Genomic DNA, 22985 nt, shown 5'->3' on the forward strand with positions numbered 1-22985 from the left:
TATTCATTACGGATACAAGAGATACTTCATCCGTATATTCTTAAAATTTTGTAATCCGGGTTCCCAGCTCTTTCTGATGTCTGCTTCCGATACGCCCGCAATGATCTGTTTCCTTAACTGATCGGTCCCGATGCGCAGATCGAACGCAGATATATCCTGGTTTGCCCTTCCGGGCGTGAAGAAATGAGCTTTGTCCGGGTAGGCGTTGTATAACTCAATTAACCACGATAAATTAATCTGACGGCTTTTCCGTAGCTTGTTAATTTCATAACTGCGAAGGTCGAGGCCGTAACAAACAGAGTCTTTGTGATTTGGTTTTTCACTCATGCCGGGAATGCTTACCGGTTTGTATGAAAATGCATACTTGCCTTTCAATGCGGGTGCTCCCAGAATCGTGAATGGCATAAAAGTTCCGCGGCCTTCATTGATAGCAGTTCCTTCGAACATACATAAGCTCGGAAAAAGCATTACCGCCTGCTGTGTATTCAGGTTCGGTGAGGGATTTATCGGCAGCACATAAGGCATGTCATGATCATAGTTCGCAACCTTTATAATGTTGATTTTGCACTGTTCTTTTAAATATCCTTCCCCGTTCAGATATTGTGCAAACTCGCCGATCGTCATGCCGTGCGTCATGGGCGTATAATGAATTCCTATGGCAGATTTGAACTTGTCATCGGTCATGACCGGCCCGTCTACTACATAGCCGTTGGGATTGGGCCTGTCAAGAATAAGCAGTTCTTTGTTGTTCTCTGCACAGGCTTCCATCACATATTCAAGTGTATTAATATTCGTATAATAACGGCATCCCACATCCTGAATATCGAAGACCATCAGGTCAATATCCGCCAGTTGTTCTTTACTTGGTTTCTGGTTTTTGCCGTATAAAGAAATGATCGGAATGCCCGTTTTAGCATCTATTTCATTACTCACCACAGCTCCATTACTGGCATTGCCCCTGAAACCATGCTCAGGTCCGAACACTTTCACGATTTTAATACCAAGGTTCACCAAACTATCTACAATGCTTTTTTTACCAATGATAGAACTCTGATTTGCAACCACGCCAATCCGTTTACCTTTTAGAAGAGGCAGATATTTTTCAGTTTGGTCGGCACCAGTGATAATGCCCGGGTTATTAGATGCACCCTGATTGGACGATGCACTTTGCGCGTAACATTCAATGTTGCTGGTCGCAAAAATTGCTATGAAAAGCATTAAAATAAGTCTCATCATTTATAGAAGGTTAATTTACCCGGCAAACGCACTTACCAAAGAAAGCTTCTTTTCGTCACTTTTTCCCTTGCATACTAATATTTGTCAGCTCAATGGTGCGTTCAGTCCTTCGGTGTCATAAAGTTTGGCTTTGCTTTCAAACCAATTTTGTGAATTTTCGTTTACTAAACACACATTTGAAAATTTATGACACACATTCCAAATCTTTCGGGTTTCAGATACATTAACACCGTTTTTCTGGCCGCTATGTTTTTCATTGGCCTCGTGGGGCCGGTGTATGCACAGCGCGCGGTTGAGATTCTGGATTCGCAGGATCAGCACATTTTTACGGGGAATGAAATTCAATATCTGGAAGATAAAACCGGCACCTACACGATCAATGACGTTTTATCGCCTGCATTAGAGGGGAATTTTAGAAACAGCGCTACGAACACGCCGCAAAACTATAACCTGAAATCTGCCTACTGGTTCAGGATCCGCATCCGTCATAACCCGGACAGCCGGAAAAATTGGATGCTTGAATTTTTTGACCAAACCATCGATGATATCACGGCTTATTCGCCCAACGGCAAAGGAGGATACAGCTCCCGGTCAATGGGTGACCAGCTGCCATTCAAAAACAGGGAATACTCACACAAGAACTTTGAACTGAACATTTCCAACTCGGACGAATACGATGGGACCTATTATTTCAGGGTCAAATCCCACCAGACGGCAGATGCGATCATTGTGTTGCGCTCTGTGAACCGCTTTATAAAATATGCACTGGATGAGTATTTCATTTTCGGGATATTCTATGGTATGGTGCTGGTTTTCAGCTTTTATAACCTGATGATGTACCTGGCCGTACGTCAGGTGCAATATCTGTATTACGTGCTTTATAACCTCTGCGTCGGCCTTTTCGAAATGTGTATCGATGGCGTGGCTTACCAATATCTGTGGCCCAATGCGCCGGAATGGAACCAGTATGCCTATGGGGTTGCGCTGTTTGGGGTCAGCATTTTTGCACTGCAATTCACGAGAACGCTTCTTTACACCCATCGGAAAGCGCCGGCTCTGGACCGGTTTATAGTATGGGTAATGGTGTTGAGGACAGCTTTCTTTCTGATCTGCCTGATCTTCAATACAGATTGGTTCAGCTATAAATTCGTAGAGTTGATCCCGCTCGCAGTGGCTTTTTACAGCGGAATCCACATTTACCGCCAGGGTTACCATCCGGCCCGGTTCTTCGTGCTGGGATACACATTTCTTTCCATTGGGTTCATTCACAAGCTGTTGCTGATGTTGCATGTCGAGGGGCTGAACTTTGGTGTGGTCACTTATTACAGTCTCAGCATTTGTTTCGTGCTCGAAATGATTTTTCTATCATTTGCAATCGGCGACAAAGTGCGCGTTCTGAAAACGAAAAAGGATAAAGTGCAGAAACAGATGATCCATCAGATGAGGCTGAACGAAAAGTTGAAAGACTCGCTGAATGTCCGGCTGGAAGCACAGGTGGAAGCGCGTACGAAGGAAGTGGTGGAAAAGTCGGCGATCATTGAAGCGCAAAACCAGGAACTGACGGAGGTTAATGCGCTTCTGGAACAGCAAAAGGAGGAAATCCTGCAAATGAACCTGTTGCTCGAAAAAGATAATGAAGTGCTGCATACCAATGTCGTGAAAGTTACGCAGGCACGGGTAATGTCCACCGAAGTTGATTTCGAAGAGTTCAGTAGAATTTACCCCGATACCGACAGTTGCTTCCGGTTTCTGGCGTCGATGAAATGGACGAGTAGTGACCACGAATGCCGTAAATGTGGCCACGATCATTACTTTCACGGACATTCACCTTACAGCCGCCGGTGTTCCAAATGTGACTATGACGAGTCGGTCATTGCCCATACTATTTTCCAGAACACGCGCATTCCCATCAACAAGGCCTTTTATATGGTCTTTTTGATCTACACAACCAAAGGGAAAATATCATCGCACAAGCTGTCCGAAATCCTCTCGATCCGGCAAGGCACCTGCTGGGCCTATGCAAGCAGAATTAAAAAAGTAATGCACGACCGCCGCAAGGAAATTGCGGCTTCCAAGTCCGGAGAAGGTTGGAGCCTCCTCGTTTTGGATCACTCGCTCGAACCTGCATAAGGATAATTTCTTCCCGCCCACACCCTCTATGTAACTCCCTGTAAAATTTTTTAGGGGAGTTGCATATTTTTTTTACCTAAAATCGACGGTTTGCAGGCGTATCAGTCCTTTGGAGCCTTGCAGCCTGAACTGCCGTATAAACGCTGTAAATCAGGCTGCTAATCGGCTCCAAACACCGGTGCTAAACCGTATCAATATATTTGTAACTATCTATTTTTCAGATATTTAGATAGTTTTTTGGTTGTTGATTTTCTCAAACTATTGTTAATTTTGCCCAATGGAATTGTCCAAGAAATTATCAGATTAATTACCACAATTCATAACAATCTATGAGAAAGAGAATTACGATGTTCATTGCCATGATATTAGCGGCGGCAAGCCTGGCGAATGCGCAGGAGATCGTCGTGAAAGGTGTGATCAGAGATCAGCAAAATCAAACATTGCCTGGGGCAAGCGTTTTGGTGAAGGGAACACAGGCAGGTACGGTGACAGATGTTGACGGAAACTATTCAATCGGCGTGCCCAATGGGGAGGCCGTGCTCGTGGTTTCATTCATCGGCTATGAAACGAAGGAAATCGCGGTTGGTAACCAGACGCAAATTGACGTCATATTGGGCGGCGATTTAAAGACGCTGAACGAAGTGGTCGTGATCGGTTATGGTACGCAAAAACGGGGAGATGTAACGACTTCCATCGCCTCGGTTAACACGAAGGATATCGAAGAGCGGCCGATTTTGCAGGCAGCGCAGGCGTTGCAGGGGAAAGCAGCAGGGGTGCAGGTGACGCAGCCTTCGGGAAAACCCGGCGCAGCATTGTCTATCCGTGTCCGCGGTGCTACATCGGTACAGGCTGGCAATGAGCCGCTTTATGTGGTCGACGGTGTCCCAACGATGGATACGAGGGATTTGAATGTGAATGATATCGAGAGTATTCAGGTGTTGAAGGATGCGTCGTCGGCTGCTATTTATGGAGCCAGAGCTTCCAATGGGGTGGTGATTGTTACCACCAAAAGAGGCAAGGCAAACCAGTCGCAAGTGAATTTTTCAGCATACTACGGCTTTTCAAACATGGCCAAGCAGATCGATGTGCTCAACCCGCAGCAATATGCCGATCTGATGAACGAAATGGGCAATGATGTTACCGTAGGCAGCGAAACGACGGACTGGAACAAGGAGGTTTTCACCACCGGCCACAACCAGAATTACCAGCTCAATTTTTCAGGCGGAACCGACAAAAACCGGTATTTTGTTTCAGGCGCAATTACCCAGGACAAAGGCATCATTCAACCAGCCAGTTATCGCCGGTATTCTTTCCGTATGAACCTGGACAACGAGATCAAAAGCTGGTTCAAGCTGACGACCAATATCAGTTATTCCAATGCCAGGATCCGGGACGTGAAGGATAACAACAATGCAGGCCGCAATGCAGTTGTATTGGGTGCGCTGGGTGCACCGCCAACGATGGGCGTATATAGCCAGGATTCAATCAGAGGCACTATTTTCTCAACGAATCCGCTCAAAGCCGGATGGGATAATCCGCTGGCCGCCATGTTCGGGCCGACGCAATCGGCGAAGGATAACCGGATTTTCGGAAATGTCGCAGGTGATTTTACCGTGGCGAAAGGCCTGGTATACCGCTCCAATTTCGGGATCGATTTCATGAACCACGCCAATGATTATTACCTGGATCCATACCGCACCACAGAAGGCTGGGGCGCGAATGGCAGCACGCACGGCCTGGGCAATGCAACCCGCTCGAATTCATTTACTTATCTATGGGAGAACACACTGAACTACGAAAAGAAGTGGGATAAGCATGAATTTTCGGCATTAGCAGGTACGACTGTTCAGAAAAATAATTGGAACAACTCCTACATGGCCGGTCGCGACTTCCCGTCGGATGGCCTTGTAAAAACGATCAATGCGGCGAATGAGATCACGGACGCCTACACCGAGCAGTCGGAATGGTTCCTGAACTCGTATCTGGGCCGGTTGATGTACAACTTCGACAGCCGATATCTGATCACGGCTAATTTCCGCGCGGACGGTTCTTCCAAACTGGCGAAAGGAAACCAGTGGGGCTTCTTCCCGTCGGTATCGGCCGGCTGGCGTATTTCTGCCGAGCCTTTCATGCAGGACGTGAACTTCATTACCGACCTGAAACTGCGCGGTGGCTGGGGGCAAAATGGTAACCAGGAAGGTCTGGCCAACTATGCTTCGTATGGCTTGAACACCTACACCCGCCGCACACCCACAGTGCCGCCTTCGGGACCGGCTGTGACGGGTCCGGCCTATGCGCCCAACCCCGATCTGCGGTGGGAAACAACCACGCAAACCAACATTGGTATCGACCTGAGCATGTTGCAGGGGCGGTTGACATTCACCGCGGACGCCTACTTGAAAAAGACCAACGACCTGCTGCTGAACGTGCCGCTGCCCAACACGAGCGGATATAGCTACATGCCGCGCAACTCGGGTAAGCTGGAAAACAAGGGACTTGAATTCGTGTTGTCGAGCATCAATTTCGATAAATCCGATTTCCAGTGGACAACTGACTTTAACATTGCATTTAACCGGAACAAAATTACCGAATTGCAGCTGAGCAAGGTTTATCGCTATGCAGATGTGGAAGGCCGGAGCGACCAGATCATCATTTTGCAGGAAGGCGCTTCACTTGGAACGTTTTACGGATACATTTCAGACGGGGTTAATCCCGAAACGGGCGATATGATCTACCGCGATGTCAACGAAGACGGCTCTTTCTCGCCTTCCGACCGGACGATACTGGGATCGGCGCAGCCAAAATTCACCTATGGGATGAATAACAACCTGACTTTCAAGAATATCAGCGTTTCGTTCCTGTTCCAGGGATCGCAGGGAAACAAAGCATTCAATGCTTCGAGGTTGGAAACAGAGGGAATGTACGACAGCAAAAACCAGTCGACCGAAGTGCTCAGACGCTGGCAAAAAGCGGGTGACATTACAGACATTCCGAGGGCAACCGATGGCAATGTCAACAACTCGCTGATCTCGTCGCGCTTCATAGAAGATGCTTCTTTCCTGCGGATGAAAAGTACAACGATTTCTTACGCTTTCAGCAAAAGTTTTGCCGAGAAGATCAAGTTAGGCCGCGCGTCCGTTTATGTGACAGCCCAAAACCTTTTTACGCTGACAAAATACAAGGGGTTTGATCCTGAGGTTAATGCGTTTACTTCGAGCGGTGCCACTTTGGGTATCGACTATGGAACGTACCCGGTATCCCGCGCATTTGTAGCAGGTCTTAATGTTTCGTTTTAATCGAAAATTCCTATGAAAAAGATAAGTTATATAGCAATGGTGTTAGGTTCGTCGCTGCTGCTGCCGGCATGCCAGGACCAGCTTGATTTACAACCGATTTCCCAGACCGTCGTGGGAGGAAGCGGCACGGGTACTGCCGGTTCAACCATTACAAATGCGGCCACGGCAGAGGCGGCTCTTGCGGGTTCCTATGCAATTTTTAAAAACGGTTCCGCCGAGTATTATGTGATGGATTACTTCATCCTGGGTGACGGGCAGTCGGACAATTCCTATGCGGGCGCCGACAATGCTGCGTGGTTCGAAGTGGACGAGTACCGGATCCTTTCAACGAATGCGGTTGCGGCGCGGGATTGGCAGTATCTGTACAATCACGTGGCCAGTGCTAACTCCATCATTGCCAATGTTCCGAAAGTAACCGACGCGTCATTATCGGCCGATCGCAAGGCGCAGATTGTGGGTGAAGCTAAGTTTATCCGGGCGCGTGCCTATTTCGACCTTGTCCGCATCTATGGCGATGTGCCGTTGGTGGTCGACGAGCTGCCGACGATTACTTCCGAAAATGTGGATGAAATCTACGGCCAGCTTTATCCGGCAAGGAGCACCGCGGAGGAAGTTTACGCACAAATTATAAAAGATCTGGACGAAGCGGGGACGGCAGTCCCAAAGACGGGACCGAACAAAATGACTGCGACGCCTGGCGCTGTGTATACGCTGGCGACCAAAGTGTATGCAACCCGCAAGGATTGGGCAAAGGTGAAAGAGAATGCGGACAAAGTAATCGCGCTGGGCTATACATTGATGCCCAACTTCGAAGACCTTTGGGACGGAAAACATGAAAACAGTGCGGAAGCTATTTTTGAGTTGAATTTTGAAGACTGGGCAACAGGCGGTAATTGGGGCTCTTCCATGTTCTACGGCACAGATTGGAAGAAATTCAACACGCCTTCCAATGACCTGATCAAAGCTTATGATGACGAAAAAGATGTCGTACGCAAGGCTTCAACAATTTTCACGGCTAATGTAACCGGCAAATGGTCGGATAAATACTGGGCTCTGACGAGGTTTCCTTTTGCTTATAAAATGCGCAATACAGACGCTTCGCAGAACATTATCATGTATCGCCTGGCCGACGTTTTACTTTTGAAAGCAGAAGCATTGAACGAAACGGGCGATTTGGCAGGTGCCCGCACATTGGTCAACCGGATCAGGACGCGCGCGAAGCTTCCGGCGACCACTGCTGGGGATCAGGCCGCTATGCGTCTGGCAATCGAAAAAGAACGTCGTCTGGAACTGGCATTTGAAGGTCAGCGCTGGTATGACCTTGTCCGGACTGGCAGGGTAGTGCGGGTGATGGAAGCCGCGAAGGATGGCTCGGGCAACAGTTTGAACTATAAACTAACCGACACCAGGCTGCTATGGCCGGTTCCGCAGGGGGAAATCGATAAAAATACCAATCTGAAACAGAATAACGGTTATTAGTAAATCATTGAGAGTCGTGCCGACAGCGGGTGTTTGTTAAGAACATGCGTCCCGGCATGACTTTCTTTTTAAAACAAATGGATGAAAAACGTTCTTATAGCGACCGTAGCCAGCCTGGCTTTTGCATTAAGCAGTTGTTCGGCGGGAGCGCCGGTAAATGATGATCCCAAACCTGCCGACACAACCTCGGCAAACAAGGTGGCCGTGTGGGTTACCAATGGTTCGCAAAGCAAATTGCTCAAAAGTGACAACCCGATTTCCATCGTAAAAGCAGGTTCAAATTCTCCATCAACAAACCTGATCAATATTGATTTTTCGACCAAATTGCAGGAAATGGAAGGTTTCGGGGCGGCGATGACGGGTTCATCAGCTTATTTGATCAACCAAAAACTGAATGCAACACAGCGTGCGGCGCTGCTCAAAGACCTCTTCGACCAGGAAACCGGGATCGGTATGAGTTACCTGCGCATTACAATGGGTGCGTCGGATTTTTCATTGGAAGATTTCACTTATAATGATCTGCCCGCAGGCCAGACAGACGCTAATCTGACAAAATTCTCTGTTGCAAAGGACCAGGCAGACCTGATACCAGTCCTGAAATCCGTCGTTGCATTGCAACCTGCAATCAGGATCATGGCGACGCCCTGGTCCGCGCCGGCGTGGATGAAAACCAGCGGCAAACTGGCAGGTGGAAGCCTGAAAACGGAATGGTATGGGGCTTATTCCAATTATTTTGTGAAATATCTGGATGCGTATAAGGCAGAAGGCATTGCGATTGACGCCATCTCGGTGCAGAATGAGCCGCTGCATGAAGCCGCTTATCCTTCCATGCGAATGGATTCATCAGCGCAACTGAATTTTATCAAAAACAATCTCGGCCCACTTTTTCAATCAAAATCAATCAAAACAAAAATCCTCCTGTACGACCATAACTGGGACCGGCCCGGCTATCCGATATCGATCCTGAATGATCCAAAAGCCAGCCAGTATGTGGCCGGATCGGCATTTCATGCTTACGGTGGAAATGTTACGGCGATGAGCCAGGTTCACGATCAGTTTCCGGACAAAGGGTTGTATTTCACCGAGATATCCGGCGGGCGCTGGGCTGCAAATTTTTCTGATAACCTCAAATGGAACATGTCCAACATTTTCATTGGGACAGCCAACAACTGGTCGAAGAATGCGCTGCTGTGGAACATTGCACTGGACGAAACCGACGGTCCGAAAAACAAGGGCTGCGACAACTGCCGGGGCGTTGTGACCATTGCGACGAACGGCACCATCACCAAAAATGTCGAGTATTACACCATTGCCCACATGTCGAAATTCGTGCACCCGGGCGCATTCCGCGTGCAATCCGACCGGTTGAGCGCTTCCACGCAGCTGGAACACGTTGCATTCGTCAACCCGGACGGGTCCAAGGTGCTGGTGATCCTGAACCTGGGCACGGACAATAAGAAATTCACGGTTGCGCTGGGCGAAAATCAGTTCAGCTACACCATTGATCCGAATGCAGTGGCGACGCTTGTCTGGAAATAAAGGGACGAAATGGTTGCCTGACGTTAACCTTATGGCAAGACTTTTCACTCCCGCCGCTATGCAGTTTCATAGCCTTCGCCTATCACATCGAGCCCTACACCGGAATAAAGCAGTGCAACTTCCGGCAGCGTTTGCCCCGTCCACTTCAAACCTTTTGTCGGGACTGCTGAAATGCGGCGTCAGGCACAGGTCGTGAAACACGCAGCTGATATACAGGAGTTCCACCCTTTCACATTCCAATATTGACGAAGCTTGAACGGTAGTCACTGGGTGAGGCACTGACATTCTTTTTAAAGAATGACTGAACTGCTCCGGCGTAGCGAAACTGAGCTGATATGCAATTTCTTTGATGGGTGCAGACCAAAACTGCAAGCGCTCGGGATTTCATGTAAAGATGGTGATAGAAGGATCAGTATGGTTTGGACTCTGTCTTGTCGGGAAAAATGCCTGTTACAATATAAGCGCCGGAGGGCGTGCTGAAAGGTCCTCGCTCATCTTTTCCATTTGATCCAGATGCTGGTGGAGTATGCTGGCATTAATACTCGTATCCTTGATCAGGTCAAGGAGAATTCGGTATTCCGTGATGATTTGTTGATGTACATTTACAATTTTGCTGAATGCCATATTCACATCGTCGCTGGGGACCGTAGTGTCAGCATAATGCTGGTCCGGCCGGGTTATGCAACCATCGCGCATGCAACATTTGAGCGAATCGTACAGGTTTGCCATTTCTTTCTTTATCACCAAACAAATCATATAGTCCCGGCTCAACAAATTTCTCATTTCATAAGAAACGTCCTGCCGCATTGCAACAGCCAGCGCCGATTGCTGGGTCTTGAAAAGCCGCCAGATTTTGATCACCTGTTTTACAATGTCTTTCACGTTTTCCATGGTCCGATAAATTTTTCTTTCAGTGAGCAATAATCGTTCCAAACGTCTGGTTGTCAATATTAGCGGAGAGTTGGGTGGTAAATGCTCCAAAAGCCGGCCATTCACATAGCCAGCTTTTGGAGCAGGAAATTTAGATTCAACGGGTTGCCCGGGATGATGTGAATCTGGAATAATTACGCCGCTTCCTTGGCAAGCTGAATGTTTGCGCTCACCTTTATTTTTTCGCCCAATGCGAGTCCACCGGTTTCGGTCAGCGCATTGAATGTAACATTAAAGTCCTTCCGGTCAATGGTTCCGTTTACCTCAAAACCTACTTTAACATTTCCATATTGATCTCTCTCCGTGCCGCCATACTCTGCTTCCAGCTCAACCTCTTTAGTAATTCCTTTAATGGTAAGATCCCCAATCAGTTTGTATAAATCTCTCTTAATTGGGGTAAATGACCTTGAAGTAAATGTAAACTGCGGATAAGTTTCTGCTTCAAAAAAATCTGCATTTCTCAAATGTTCATCTCTGCCTGGCTGGCCGGTATCAACACTGTTTACGTCAATTGTAAACGCAATGTCGGCATTTTCAAATTGGTCCCCTTCGGTAACAGCTTTGCCGCCGAAAGATTTGAAAGAGCCTGTAACTGTTGAAATAACAAGGTGTTTCACCTTGAATTGTACTTCTGAATGCAGCGCGTCTACATTCCATATTGTTTTAGACATCTTAAAAAGTATTTGATTTCATTTTGATACAAACGTTCGTTTGTTCGAGCATTCAAAATTAGAAACATTGGATATACAAAAGATAGTAGTATACAAAAGGATAGTAATAACCTCTTGTATACTGCTATGGTAAGACAATCAAAAAGAATATTTTTTCAAAGAAACATCCAAAACATGCCACGGTTTTGCCAGCCGGAAGTGTCATTGTCCTTAGCAAATCAAGTCTGATTTTCAGTTTCGGCGATTCTTTACCTCACAAGATCTTCACTACTTAACAACATGTCCAATGAAACGCTATGCATTTACTCTACTTTGCGCATTTTTTTATTTAACATCCTTTAACCTGGCCCTCGGCAATGGCCCGTCGACCGCCCATGCAGAAACATACACCATATGCGTTGAAGCCGAAAATTCCACCGGCGACGGCCCGATTACGGATGATCCTAATGCGTCTAACGGCAAGACCCGGGGCGCACCGGACAATTGGAACCATTACGTGGAGTATGAGGTGAACGACGTAAAGGCCACCGGCCCGCACACGCTTACGATCCGATATTATGCAGCAGGCAATGGCGTCGTCCAGGTCATGGTGAACGGAGCATTTGGCATCAGGGTTGGTTTGCCTGCTACCCACTCCTGGAATATTGTTTGGGCCGAACACCACATGCAGGTCAACCTGAACAAAGGCAATAACAAGATCCGGATCATGGGCGAGCCGTTTTACCGGCCTGTTCGCCACGATCGGATTTGTGTGACCGGGAGCGCCGGTCCCGAGGAACCTGTTTCCTGCGATTTCAATGTCACAGCCTCCGCTTCCACAGCCACGCCGGCGTGTTCGCAGGAATTTACTGTGAATGCAGGCTGTTCGGGACCAGGTTGCGATGGGTTGGCATATTCCTGGGTGAGCCCGGATACATCCTTTACAGGTCAATCGGTCAAAGTGAATGCGCCTTCTTCAAACGGAACATACTTTTACTGGATGGCTGCCAACAAAGAGGGTTGCCCGGGCAAAACAGCCACAACAATTGTGACGGTCACCAGCTGCACACCCGATCCGGAACCTTTCACCGCATGCATTGAAGCAGAAAATTCTGATGGGACCGGACCAATAACAGAAGATCCCAATGCTTCCAATGGTAAGACCAGAGGAGCGCCAGATGCCTGGAACCATTATGTAGACTACGAAGTGACAGGAGTGAAAGCCTCTGGCTGGCATCTGCTCACGATACGCTACTATGCCGCTGGTAATGGGGTTGTAAATGTTGTAGTAAACGGACAATTCGGAATTCGCACAGGCCTTCCCGCCACAAACTCGTGGAATATCGTTTGGGCAGAGCATACCATACGCGTTAATCTGAACAAAGGCAATAACAGGATCCGCATCATGGGAGAGCCATCTTACAGCCCGGTTCGGCAGGATAGGATATGTATAAGAGGGGACGGCGGGCCTAATAATCCCCTGTGTGACTTTGCTATTCAGACAGATGCTTCAAATGACCGGCCGGTATGTTCGGGTGAATTTACGCTGAGGGCATACTGCGTGGGTTACGATTGCAATGCTGTTACTTATAAATGGAGCGGCAATGGCGTTGATCAGCCAGGCAGATATATTGATGTAAATGCACCCGCGTCCAATGGGACATTCACCTACACCGTGACCGCTGTCAAAGACGCTTGCGCTGCCAAAACGGCAACGGTCGATATCAGGGTCAGCAACTGTGGCGGCGTGGAGGAGCCTTTTAGTGCGTGCATTGAGTCGGAGAACGTGAGTGGAAACGGGCCGGTCTCGTCCGATCCTAATGCATCGAACGGCAGGACCCGGGGTGCCCAAAACAATTATAATTATTATCTGGAATATCCGGTAACAGGGGTGCAAACCGCCGAAACATACCAGTTGAAACTCCGCTATTATGCCGCCGGGGTTGCCAATGTCAGTGTGTCTGTTAACGGCGATGTAGCCATCGCAAAAGTGGAGCTTCCTGCCACCCACAGCTGGAATATTGTTTGGCGCGAAGAAACCCTAAACATTCCGCTGGCCGCAGGAAACAATGTGGTCCGCATCCAGGGATTACCCGGCGCAAGCTGTCGGCAGGACAGGATTTGCATTACCGGAAACGGACAAAATGCAAGAATGGCCGCACCGGAAGCCAGTGAAGGAAAAGAAGATACTAATTTACTGCAAGCATACCCAAACCCCACCAGATCAGAGTTTAAAGCCGTATTTCAACTGGATCCCGGCAAGGTAGGAACGCTTAGTGTCACTGATATGAAGGGTAGATCCTGGCATGAGCGGCAGGTAAGGGGTAAAGGAGCGCACCAGGAGCGGATTAATCTGGAAGGTGCGCCATCCGGAATTTATCTTTTGCAAGTGAAAAAAGGAGATTCGCTTGAAACCAAGAAAATCCTCATTGCGCAGTAAATAAAAGGGGCGGTCTGGTGAGTACATACGGATCGCCCTTTTTTAGATGGATGACAAACTGGGCTTAAAAGGAACTCGCGAGCTAATTAAATGATTTTTACTAACAGCACTCTTACAGTTAGTAAAATCGACATGGCAGACAAACTTATTCAGGACATACCATTTTCAATTCTTGATCTTGCGCCGATCACAGAGGGAAACAATGCAGGCGTAACATTCAAGAACAGCCTTCGCCTCGCACAACGCGTTGAAGAACTTGGCTACAAAAGATACTGGCTCGCTGAGCATCACAATATGGAAAGTGTGGCCAGCTCGGCCACTTCGGTATTGATCGGCTACATTGCCGGCGGCACAAAGACGATCCGTGTGGGCAGTGGCGGCATCATGTTACCAAACCACGCCCCGCTGGTAGTGGCCGAGCAATTTGGCACCCTTGCGTCACTTTACCCCGATCGCATTGACCTGGGACTGGGACGTGCGCCAGGAACAGATCAGGTTACCGCCCGCGCGCTCAGGCGCAACTACATGGAATCCGCCCAGGATTTTCCGGATGATGTGATTGCCTTGCAAACCTATTTTTCGAAGGAGAACAGCAGCTCCAAAGTACGCGCTATTCCCGGGGAAGGGCTGGAAATACCGATCTGGATACTGGGATCGAGTACTGATAGTGCGCAGTTGGCTGCCCATCTGGGGTTGCCCTATGCATTTGCGAGCCACTTTGCACCCAATCATTTCCTCACAGCCATAGACCTTTACCGCCGGAATTTCAGACCATCGCGATATCTTGCCCAACCTTATGTAATGGCATGTGTTAATGTGATCGCTGCGGACACAAACCAAGAAGCTGAGCGTCTTGCCACGTCTTTCTTCCAGCTAGCTACGGGAATTATTACAGGCAAACGCCGGCCTTTGCAGCCACCCGTAGAAAGTATGGACGGACTTTGGGGAGAATATGAAGAGGCCGCAGTGAGACAAATGATGAAATACACGTTCATCGGAGACAGGAAAAAAGTCGGCACTGATCTGGCCTATTTTCAAAAACACACGCAGCTCGACGAGTTAATGGTCACGAGTCACATTTATGATCCCGAGGCACGCATACACAGCTATGAAGTCCTGAAAAGCGTTCAGAGTGAAAGAAAAGAAGGAAATGTACGTGTCTAATTCCGTAAAACTACTTGATTATGAACTAATTGCCTGAAATGGATAGTGTTTACCGCTAAATAAATAATGCTTGGTTTTTGCTGCGGGTATGACGTCGTTTGATCCGGATTTCACGAGTTCTTACCAGCTTCATTGAAGATTTTTTGCTTGTTTCTGCACGTCAGTTTTGGACGTGCATCGGGAATTTTACCTACCTAAACAGTGAAAGGAGCCAAGCTATGTCTACGGAAAACAAATCCAGATTAATTTCAGTCAAGTACCCTTGTCCGGTCCGCCGGGTCACCATCCAGTGGAACGGCCAGGAATGGAAGATCGGCAAACAAGTTCTCGTTCCCAGCATGACATTGCCCGCCCCAGACCCGCTGCCTGCCGAAGAGCAGAGCCTGGGTTTCTGGATCGAGGCAGCCGACGGCCAGGGAGGCATTTACCAGCGCGAAGTGATGCCCGACCCGTTGCTGGGTATGGAGCAGTTTGCAAAAGGCGGTGAAATGACGCGGATAAACCATCCGCCGCATGACATTGCGCTTGAAATTCTCGTGCCTGATATGGCAGGCTTATCCGAAATACACCTTGTCTCCAACCAGAAACCACGGGAAGGAGCAGCCGCAAGCGGCATTAAACGCACAGTCCTGGCACTTCCCAAAGAAACAGGCGGCGATGTTCCCGACCACCCAGGCGGAGGACACCAGCACTAGCTGCTGACCAGGTTACATTCCACCCCTTTTTTTCATTTCAAACATCAAATCACTATGGCTGCTTCTGATGGTGAAATTTTTGGACTGACCAAAATATTGGACAACGGTCCCGACAATCAAAGATTTAATATCGTTATCGTCGCCGAGGGCTTTCTGGGCGCGAATGCCGCTGCCCAGACCGACTTTAACACCCGCTGCCAGGAAATCGTGGACGCATTCCGCGACGAGCCCTGGTTTAGCGAAGGCTTGCTGGCAGCGATCAATATTCACCGCCTCAACGTCCGCTCGGACGATGCCGGTGCTGATAACCCCGCCACCTGTGCCGACATGTCGACCGCCACGGCGGTTTCGGCGGACACCTATTTCGATGCTTCCTATTGTTCGTCCGGCATCAGGCGCTGTCTGGCCTGCGACTGGACGCTCGTCCGCGATACGCTTACTGCCCAGTTGCCGCAATGGCATGCCGCCGCAGTGCTGGTAAACAGTAGCGAGCGGGGCGGCTGCGCCAGCGGGAATGTCTTTGCCACCGCCCTCAGTACCGACTGGCTCGATGTGGTAATGCATGAGCTCGGCCATGCAGCTTTCCGCCTGGCAGACGAGTACAGTTACTGGCAAGGGTGCTCCAGCGGAGAGACCGATCGCGACAATGCGCCTGGCGGAGAGCCCGCCGATCCTAACATTACCGCCAGTTCCGGTCTTGCAGGCTTGAAATGGGCACACCTTGTTGGTCCGCTGACCCCGGTGCCAACCATGCAAAATCCCGATTGTTCAGCTTGTGACAACCGTGCTAATGTAAGGCCGGATGACCATGAAATCGGTCTCTATGAAGGTGCCGGTTATTATCACTGCGGCTATTTCCGGCCAGCCTACACTTGCCGGATGCGCAATTCGTTCGAGCCATTTTGCCGTGTATGTGCCGAAGCGGTGCAAGACCGTCTGCGCCCGTTTTTCACAGCGCCTGCGTTGGCTGCATCCGTATCCGCGCTGGACTTTGACAGCGTAGGCAGCGGGTCAACGCTTACGCTTACATTTAATATCAGCAATGTCGGCAGTGTTCCGGTAACGGGCATCGCACTAAGCAGCGATAGTCCCAACTTTTCCGTTGCGCCGAATTCATTTGCCAGCATGGCTCCCGGGGAGACACAATTGATATCAGTCACTTTCGGACCTGCATTCACAATCGGTGCCCGCACGGGTACAATTCTCGTTACCAGTAATGCGGCCACACTCAGCATCGAATTGGATGCGTTCGTTTGTACGCCATCGGCGAGAATGGACATGCAGACGGCAGACGGATCGACCACGCTGAATTTCGGGGATGTTGGCCGGCGCCTTACCATGTACCGCTGGTTCGAAGTGCGCAACCTGCAACGACCATGCGCGTCGCAGCTGCACGTGACACTCGGCGGCCCGCCAGCCGGTTTTGAGTATGCACCGGGAACAAACCTGAACTTCACGCTGGCTGCGCCAACGCCCGCGCAGCCCTTCACATCCCGGCGGGTATATGTAGCATTTTCCTCGCCTGCAGTGGGAGGTCCCGACTTCAACGGCAATCTCACCATCACCACCCCGGACGATGCCGTAACACCTTCCGTTACCCTGAACCTGATCGCTCGCGCTGTTGACCCGCCGCCGGTGGATTCTGTGCTGGTCATCGACCGTTCAGGAAGTATGAGCGAGCCGACCGGTGTGCCTGGCGCTTCCAAAATGGACCTCGCGATCCAGGCCGCAAACCTTTACATCGCGTTGCTGAAAGATAATGACCGCATCGGCGTAGTCCGTTTCAATCATGCAGCCAACAATCCAGGCGATGTGCTGCAAACACTGGTTGTTGCCGGAGATCCAGAGACCGGCGCGGGCAGGGCGTCTGCCCGAAGCGTGCTGACAGCCGCCAATCTCAGCCCCACTGGTGCAACTTCAATCGGAGGAGGAACGATTCTGGGCAGTACGGTGCTGGACACTGCTGTTGCCAACGCAAGAGCTGTGGTGGTGCTGACGGACGGGATTCAAAATACCAATCCGGATATTCCGGCTGCCAGCGCGGCCGTCGCCGCGAAAATACCCAGGCAGCGTGTGTTTGCGGTAGGGTTGGGGTTAAACCAGCTGGAAGACAAGCTTGTACAACTGGCTTCGGTCAACAATGGTGTCGCACAGATCACGGGCGAGCTGGCCGGCGACCGGGAATTTTTGCTTCAAAAACTATATGTGCAAATCCTGAGCGACGTAGCCGATGAAGCTTTTGTGCAAGATCCTACCAATGTCCTTTTCCCAGGAACCGAGCAGGCGACCGACATTTATATCGGCGAGGTGGATGTGGCTGTGGATTTTATCATTGTATATCGCAAAGCTTCTGCTTACCCAGCCATTGAGCTGTGGCTGGAAGCTCCCGACGGCACCATTGTCCGTCCCGGTGATGCGGGAAGCACATTTCCAAATTTTATGTTTGTGACGGGTGACGGCCATGTTTATTTCAGATGTCAGTTTCCTGCCTTTCCAGACCGTCCGCAAGCGCACATCGGCCGTTGGCGGGTATGGATGGCGAGCCGCCGGGGCAAGCCGGTACTAACGCATGGTTACAGTCAGGGCAGCAGCGTTAATTTTTACTATTCCGTGATGGCCAAAGCGCGGAGTGATATGCGTTTGAATGGTTTTCTTTCGCAAAGCTCGTATGAACCCGGCTCGCCAATGCTCCTGGTCCTGGAACCAACTTTGTACGGACAACCGGTCAAGCTCGACGCTCCGGTGGAAGCGCGGTTCACACGGCCGGACGGCACGATCCGCATCATTACATTAGCGGAAACGGCATATGGGCAATACAGCGGAACATTCGGCGATACGCATCAATTGGGTGTATATCCCGTTTCTACGATGGTTATGGCTACCACGCCCGCAGGCGCCGTTGTCACCCGTTACCGACTTTTCACCGGGTTGATCTTCAAGCCGGGACAATCCGGTGGTGATCCCAACGGAGGTGATCCTAACGGGGGAGATCCTAACGCAGGAGGGAAAGATCCGGAATGCCGCAAAGCTGCCGCCGTAGAGAAACAGCTTCGGGCTTTATTGCTGCGGCTGGCAGAAAAGCATCCGGAAGAACGGGAGGAAATTGTATCGTTGCTCGGATGGTTAAAGCTTTTCATCGCCGATTGCTGTAAATCCAAACGCTCAAAAGAAGATTTGCAGAAACTTCAGGCGATTATGGAAAAAGCCAGGCAGCTGCTCGACGAGCAAGAATAGCGCTGATGTATTTTTATATTGCAAGAAAGGCTGACGGATGTTTACCGGCGGCCTTTCTTGCATCAATGAATGAATGGAGGGTAATCATAATGCCGATCCGCAGTGCGGGGTTAGGGTTTTGAAATAATGCCAATGTAGATCACATTCTGGTTATCGCACTGCTTTTATTGAGCTGCAATAATAGTGATGATATCCCGGCCGGGGGCGACAATGAATCCAGGCCCTTTACAGCTGCTGAGGTGGAACAGTTACGCAAGAAGGCCAATGGAGGGAAACGCCTGGTGATTTGCTACATGTCAATAGGAGAAGCCGAGGATTACCGCTATTACTGGCAGGAAAACTGGACAAAAAACCCGCCTGAATGGATAGCTGCCGAAAACCCGGACTGGCCCGGCAACTACAAAGTTAAATACTGGAATGAGGAATGGCAGGGACTTATTTATAAAAATCAGCATTCCTATCTTAACAAAATTATAGCTGCCGGTTTTGACGGGGTTTATCTTGATATAATTGATGCCTTTGAATATTTCGAAGAGTAAGGCAAGGCAAAGGCAGCGCGATTTTCTGTTTCCCTCATTTCCCCTCCGTAACTTCCCGGATCACGCGCAGCCAGTTTAAGCCGAGGATCTTTTTAATCCGCTGATCGCTGTAACCCAGCTTCTGCATAGCGATCGTGATCTGCGGATAATCGCTGATATCTTTTATTTCACGCGGCAGTTCGGGGCCGCCATCCAAGTCTGAACCCAAAGCAATGTGATCCTCACCGACTAATTTCACACCATAATCAATGACCCTGGCCAGCTGGTCTGCGTGCATCCAGTACTCGTCCGGAATGGGTCCTTTGAATGTGAATGGAAGTTCGCGCGCAAATTCTTTGTCAACTTCTTCAATGGTTTGCGTGGTAACCTGGTCGTTTAGAATCCGCGGTGTTTTAGGCTGGGGATTGGGTTGTGCCCGGACTGGATTATTCGCTTTTTGCCACGCCCAGTATTTCGGATTATTAAAGAGGCTGCCGAAATGCACGCCGATAACGCCTCCTTTTGCGGCAATGGCATTTGCGGCTTCATCGGTAATGCAACGCGGATGATCAACGATTTTGTAAAAACCACCGTGGCTGTAAATCACCGGGTGACGGCTGGCGGCTGCCGATTGGATAATGGCGTCGTTGGATGCGTGGGCTACATTAATGATCATACCAAGATCATTCATTTCTCTGATCACCGCTTTTCCGTGATCATTAATGCCGCCCCAAGTATATACGTCGTTGCAGGCATCGATGAAAGCATTTGTCGTACTGTGAGCTGTCAGCTGCATCGAGCGGAGACCGAGCTTGTAAAGCGCACGTAGCAGATCCAGATCGCCGTGCAGGTCATACCCGCCTTCCAGATCCAGAAAGGCTGCTATTTTGCCTTTTTTATGGATGCGTTCAATGTCGGAGGCCGTTAGCGCCAGCTCGATCGTTGCATTATTCTTTTTGATCTGGTCCAGTGCGAGGTTTACCACCCGGAAAGTATTCTTGATCTCAAACCTTCCCGGATAATAGTTTTCGGGCGTATACACGGAGAAGAACATCGCGTCCAATCCGCCTTCCTTAGCCCTCGGAAGATCGACCGTCCCATCGGGATAGCGCTGCCCGATATCCGTTTTCAAAATCAGCTCGCGGCTCATGACATGCGTATGCCCATCCATCACAAACGCATCACGATGCAAGTCAGGCATGGGTTTGCTTTGAGGACTTGGAAAAGGATCATTAGCAGCTGCGGGAGCGGATGAAAAAGGATTTTTAAGAACATTACCGGCTGCCGGCAAAAGGGTCAGGGATTTTATAACGTCTCTGCGTTTCATTTTTTAATGTATTATATCAACAATTGTTGTGTCACACGAAGCGACCTGAATACTTTTTGTGTATCGAACTGATATCCACACATCTATTGACTGAACCCCCGCATATAAGGAACATTCGGTGGGCGCTGGCCTGTGCTGAATTGGGCGCCTCTGGTAGAGCGGTATTTCATGTTCATGAATGGTGTCTCGATGCGGCGTCCTACGGGATCATATTTGCCGTTCTCCCAGTTTGATTCCATATAATAAGCTACGATCCCGGTGGATAAAAGCAGCCGCTCAGCCTGGAAAGGTTCTTTTTTGGTAACCATCATTTCGGTAATCCAATGCGGCTGGGAATTGGAGGCGTGGTATTGTGAAAAGGGACCTGGCCAGTCCAGCATGGAAATGATCGTGGGGGCATTTTGTCCTTCAATCTCGCCGGCATATGTCCACCCTACATCCTGACCCGAATATACCGCTGCTTGGGTCCCGTCATTATATTCCACGATACACACATTGGGTTTGGCAATTTCCTGAAAGTGTCCGGATTTCAGGTTAAAAGTTGTCCGCACGGCTTCCAGCAACTTCCCGGCCCAGGGATTGCGCTCGGTCCATTTCCATGTTTCGGGGCCCCTTATGGATTGCACCGACTTGACACCCGTTTCACCTCCCTTGCGACGCTCTGCAAATGCCTGTAACACATCGACACAATGGAAGATTGCTCCCTCATCCGAGGCACCACCGATTACTACTGAATTTTTGATGGGTGTATCTATATCGAGTTCTATTTCGGGCTTCCGAAAGTAGACTGGTATGGAAGAGCCCCCGCTCAATGGGAAATTCAACTCCCGGGATTTGTCGAACATCCACTTGGCTTCGTCCCAGCTGTACGAGAGGTGCTTGTCGTTAAAGATCGGCACCGAGCGTTTGCTTTGCTCGAAAACCCGGACCACTTTCTCATAGATCCACCACCGCGGCAAAAGCCACTGACCTTTAAGATTGGTAGGATATTCTCCGTGTTCCCCCACAATAACAACGCCATCCACCGCAAGTTCCTTTCCACCAAGCGTGACGGCTTCGCCTACGGTTTTGTAAATAGGAATGTTTTTCGAATTGCAAATTTTCTGGCCCAGCAGGCTTGTCTCTAACTGATGAATGTAAACGGAAACAACCTCCACCCGTGAAGGCGTGTGGGCGCCCTGCCACCAATAACCGTCCAATAACTTGGTTACAATCCAGTCTGCATGGGATCTTGTCGCACCCCAATAACTCACCAGACAAGCAATGCGAGGCGGTTTTTGAGCATTCTTACCCAAAGTACCGGATGCAGTGCCCGTCAGAGCGGCCAGGCCAGCCATACCCGTTATTCCAATCATCTCACGGCGGGTCAGGTGTGTAGTCGATTTCATAGAATCCGGTGCATTGTCCGCCGGTTTGGAATAGTTCTCTGCCATAGTATTTGATGTTGCAGTGATCAGGACTTAATTGCTATTCTGTCATGAAATATAAATCTACATGATTACTTCTTAACTGCCCGGACGGAAACCGTAGAATTTTTCAGAACCGCCCTGGTCTGGCAAACTTATTTAGTGGTACTGCTCGTCACCATTTGTGGGATAAAGCGTTGTTTGAAATTTAAGATTTGCCAAATAACCTTCACAATATATAAATCGCAGAATATGAGTACATCTACAAAACAGCATTCATTTCTGTATAGAAACGGGCTGGGCTTGCTATTTTCCGCCTTATTCGTCGTAACGCTTATTGCCCAGGCCATCACAGGCTTTCATAAGCACAACTCCGAACTGGCACAGGACCATGCACCGCAAATAAGCTTCGTTGCGTACCTTAATACCGGGCATTTTATCTCTGCCACCTTTGAGAATTTTGAAAGCGAATTTCTGCAAATGGCTTTGTATGTTATCCTGACGGTAGGACTTCGCCAGAAAGGCTCCGCGGAATCCAAATCGCTGGACGAACCGGAGGAAGTGGACAGGGAGCCTCAGCCAGGCCCGGACGCCCCTTGGCCGGTCAGAAAGGGAGGGATCATATTGAAACTGTATGAAAACTCGCTATTCACGGTTTTTGCGATCTTGTTCCTGATCAGCTGGTGGCTGCACCTCTACGGTAGCTGGCTAGACCATAATGAGCAGCAAGTTTTGAATGGCCAGCCCACCGACACGATGGCCAACTATCTGACGCAGGCAAACTTTTGGTTTGAAACATTCCAAAACTGGCAGAGTGAATTCTTGTCCATTGCCAGCATTGTATTGCTGACCATTTTCCTTCGTCAGAAAGGCTCGCCGGAGTCCAAGCCTGTGGACGCTCCACATTCGAAAACTGGTAAGTGAAGCTAGGGTAAGTTCGA

Annotated in this window: 15 protein-coding genes; 10 read left to right on the top strand and 5 right to left on the bottom strand. The window is 49.4% G+C overall.

What is annotated here, in order from left to right; translation table 11 throughout:
• Positions 1-6: 6 nt before the first annotated feature.
• Positions 7-1236, bottom strand: a complete 1230-nt coding sequence (locus NFI81_RS03790) for an exo-beta-N-acetylmuramidase NamZ family protein (protein WP_234614069.1) — start codon at positions 1234-1236, stop codon at positions 7-9.
• A gap of 186 nt (positions 1237-1422) precedes the next feature.
• Between NFI81_RS03790 and NFI81_RS03795 the strand changes: the two genes are divergently transcribed.
• From NFI81_RS03795 to NFI81_RS03810, 4 genes are all read left to right on the top strand, one after another.
• Entirely contained in the window at positions 1423-3366 is a 1944-nt protein-coding gene (locus tag NFI81_RS03795; protein ID WP_234614068.1) for a 7TMR-DISM family protein, read from the top strand.
• 329 nt (positions 3367-3695) lie between these two features.
• Positions 3696-6662 (top strand): SusC/RagA family TonB-linked outer membrane protein, encoded by a 2967-nt coding sequence (locus NFI81_RS03800; protein WP_234614067.1) that lies wholly within the window; start codon positions 3696-3698, stop codon positions 6660-6662.
• Positions 6663-6674: 12 nt separating this feature from the next.
• Positions 6675-8141, top strand: a complete 1467-nt coding sequence (locus tag NFI81_RS03805) for a RagB/SusD family nutrient uptake outer membrane protein (protein WP_234614066.1) — start codon at positions 6675-6677, stop codon at positions 8139-8141.
• 81 nt (positions 8142-8222) lie between these two features.
• A complete protein-coding gene (locus NFI81_RS03810; protein WP_234614064.1) occupies positions 8223-9680 on the top strand; it encodes a glycoside hydrolase family 30 protein in 1458 nt (485 codons plus the stop codon).
• A gap of 450 nt (positions 9681-10130) precedes the next feature.
• On the opposite strand, the gene NFI81_RS03815 is transcribed toward NFI81_RS03810, so the two are convergent.
• Together NFI81_RS03815 and NFI81_RS03820 are read right to left on the bottom strand one after the other, a co-directional pair.
• A complete protein-coding gene (locus tag NFI81_RS03815) occupies positions 10131-10571 on the bottom strand; it encodes a hypothetical protein (RefSeq protein WP_234614061.1) in 441 nt (146 codons plus the stop codon).
• Positions 10572-10744: 173 nt separating this feature from the next.
• The gene (locus tag NFI81_RS03820) at positions 10745-11281 is read right to left on the bottom strand and encodes a YceI family protein (protein WP_234614059.1); all 537 of its coding nucleotides are present in this window, start codon (positions 11279-11281) and stop codon (positions 10745-10747) included.
• Positions 11282-11567: 286 nt separating this feature from the next.
• On the opposite strand from NFI81_RS03820, the gene NFI81_RS03825 reads away from it, so the two are divergent.
• The 5 genes from NFI81_RS03825 (at position 11568) to NFI81_RS03845 (ending at position 19332) form a co-directional block, all read left to right on the top strand.
• Positions 11568-13700: a T9SS type A sorting domain-containing protein gene (locus NFI81_RS03825; RefSeq protein WP_234614057.1), complete on the top strand. Its 2133-nt coding sequence runs from the start codon at positions 11568-11570 to the stop codon at positions 13698-13700.
• 132 nt (positions 13701-13832) lie between these two features.
• On the top strand, positions 13833-14864 hold the full coding sequence (locus tag NFI81_RS03830) for an LLM class flavin-dependent oxidoreductase (protein ID WP_234614056.1): 1032 nt from the start codon (positions 13833-13835) through the stop codon (positions 14862-14864).
• Positions 14865-15082: 218 nt separating this feature from the next.
• The gene (locus NFI81_RS03835) at positions 15083-15559 is read left to right on the top strand and encodes a hypothetical protein (protein ID WP_234614055.1); all 477 of its coding nucleotides are present in this window, start codon (positions 15083-15085) and stop codon (positions 15557-15559) included.
• A gap of 54 nt (positions 15560-15613) precedes the next feature.
• Positions 15614-18793 (top strand): M64 family metallopeptidase, encoded by a 3180-nt coding sequence (locus NFI81_RS03840; RefSeq protein ID WP_234614054.1) that lies wholly within the window; start codon positions 15614-15616, stop codon positions 18791-18793.
• Positions 18794-18960: 167 nt separating this feature from the next.
• Positions 18961-19332 carry an endo alpha-1,4 polygalactosaminidase gene (locus NFI81_RS03845; protein ID WP_234614053.1) on the top strand — a complete coding sequence of 124 codons (372 nt, stop codon included), beginning with the start codon at positions 18961-18963 and terminating at the stop codon, positions 19330-19332.
• A gap of 34 nt (positions 19333-19366) precedes the next feature.
• On the opposite strand, the gene NFI81_RS03850 is transcribed toward NFI81_RS03845, so the two are convergent.
• Positions 19367-20638 carry a dipeptidase gene (locus tag NFI81_RS03850; protein ID WP_234614050.1) on the bottom strand — a complete coding sequence of 424 codons (1272 nt, stop codon included), beginning with the start codon at positions 20636-20638 and terminating at the stop codon, positions 19367-19369.
• 83 nt (positions 20639-20721) lie between these two features.
• A complete protein-coding gene (locus NFI81_RS03855) occupies positions 20722-22071 on the bottom strand; it encodes a hypothetical protein (RefSeq protein WP_234614049.1) in 1350 nt (449 codons plus the stop codon).
• Between the two features lie 225 nt (positions 22072-22296).
• Between NFI81_RS03855 and NFI81_RS03860 the strand changes: the two genes are divergently transcribed.
• Positions 22297-22968 (top strand): DUF6766 family protein, encoded by a 672-nt coding sequence (locus tag NFI81_RS03860; protein WP_234614048.1) that lies wholly within the window; start codon positions 22297-22299, stop codon positions 22966-22968.
• The last annotated feature ends 17 nt before the right edge of the window (positions 22969-22985 follow it).

This window comes from Dyadobacter fanqingshengii, from assembly GCF_023822005.2.
Lineage (GTDB): Bacteria > Bacteroidota > Bacteroidia > Cytophagales > Spirosomataceae > Dyadobacter > Dyadobacter fanqingshengii.

What these genes read in the sequence shown, in the direction of transcription:
- NFI81_RS03790 (WP_234614069.1), bottom strand. Translation starts at nt 1,236, where the DNA reads ATGATGAGACTTATTTTAATGCTTTTCATAGCAATTTTTGCGACCAGC.
- NFI81_RS03795 (WP_234614068.1), top strand. Translation starts at nt 1,423, where the DNA reads ATGACACACATTCCAAATCTTTCGGGTTTCAGATACATTAACACCGTT.
- NFI81_RS03800 (WP_234614067.1), top strand. Translation starts at nt 3,696, where the DNA reads ATGAGAAAGAGAATTACGATGTTCATTGCCATGATATTAGCGGCGGCA.
- NFI81_RS03805 (WP_234614066.1), top strand. Translation starts at nt 6,675, where the DNA reads ATGAAAAAGATAAGTTATATAGCAATGGTGTTAGGTTCGTCGCTGCTG.
- NFI81_RS03810 (WP_234614064.1), top strand. Translation starts at nt 8,223, where the DNA reads ATGAAAAACGTTCTTATAGCGACCGTAGCCAGCCTGGCTTTTGCATTA.
- NFI81_RS03815 (WP_234614061.1), bottom strand. Translation starts at nt 10,571, where the DNA reads ATGGAAAACGTGAAAGACATTGTAAAACAGGTGATCAAAATCTGGCGG.
- NFI81_RS03820 (WP_234614059.1), bottom strand. Translation starts at nt 11,281, where the DNA reads ATGTCTAAAACAATATGGAATGTAGACGCGCTGCATTCAGAAGTACAA.
- NFI81_RS03825 (WP_234614057.1), top strand. Translation starts at nt 11,568, where the DNA reads ATGAAACGCTATGCATTTACTCTACTTTGCGCATTTTTTTATTTAACA.
- NFI81_RS03830 (WP_234614056.1), top strand. Translation starts at nt 13,833, where the DNA reads ATGGCAGACAAACTTATTCAGGACATACCATTTTCAATTCTTGATCTT.
- NFI81_RS03835 (WP_234614055.1), top strand. Translation starts at nt 15,083, where the DNA reads ATGTCTACGGAAAACAAATCCAGATTAATTTCAGTCAAGTACCCTTGT.
- NFI81_RS03840 (WP_234614054.1), top strand. Translation starts at nt 15,614, where the DNA reads ATGGCTGCTTCTGATGGTGAAATTTTTGGACTGACCAAAATATTGGAC.
- NFI81_RS03850 (WP_234614050.1), bottom strand. Translation starts at nt 20,638, where the DNA reads ATGAAACGCAGAGACGTTATAAAATCCCTGACCCTTTTGCCGGCAGCC.
- NFI81_RS03855 (WP_234614049.1), bottom strand. Translation starts at nt 22,071, where the DNA reads ATGGCAGAGAACTATTCCAAACCGGCGGACAATGCACCGGATTCTATG.
- NFI81_RS03860 (WP_234614048.1), top strand. Translation starts at nt 22,297, where the DNA reads ATGAGTACATCTACAAAACAGCATTCATTTCTGTATAGAAACGGGCTG.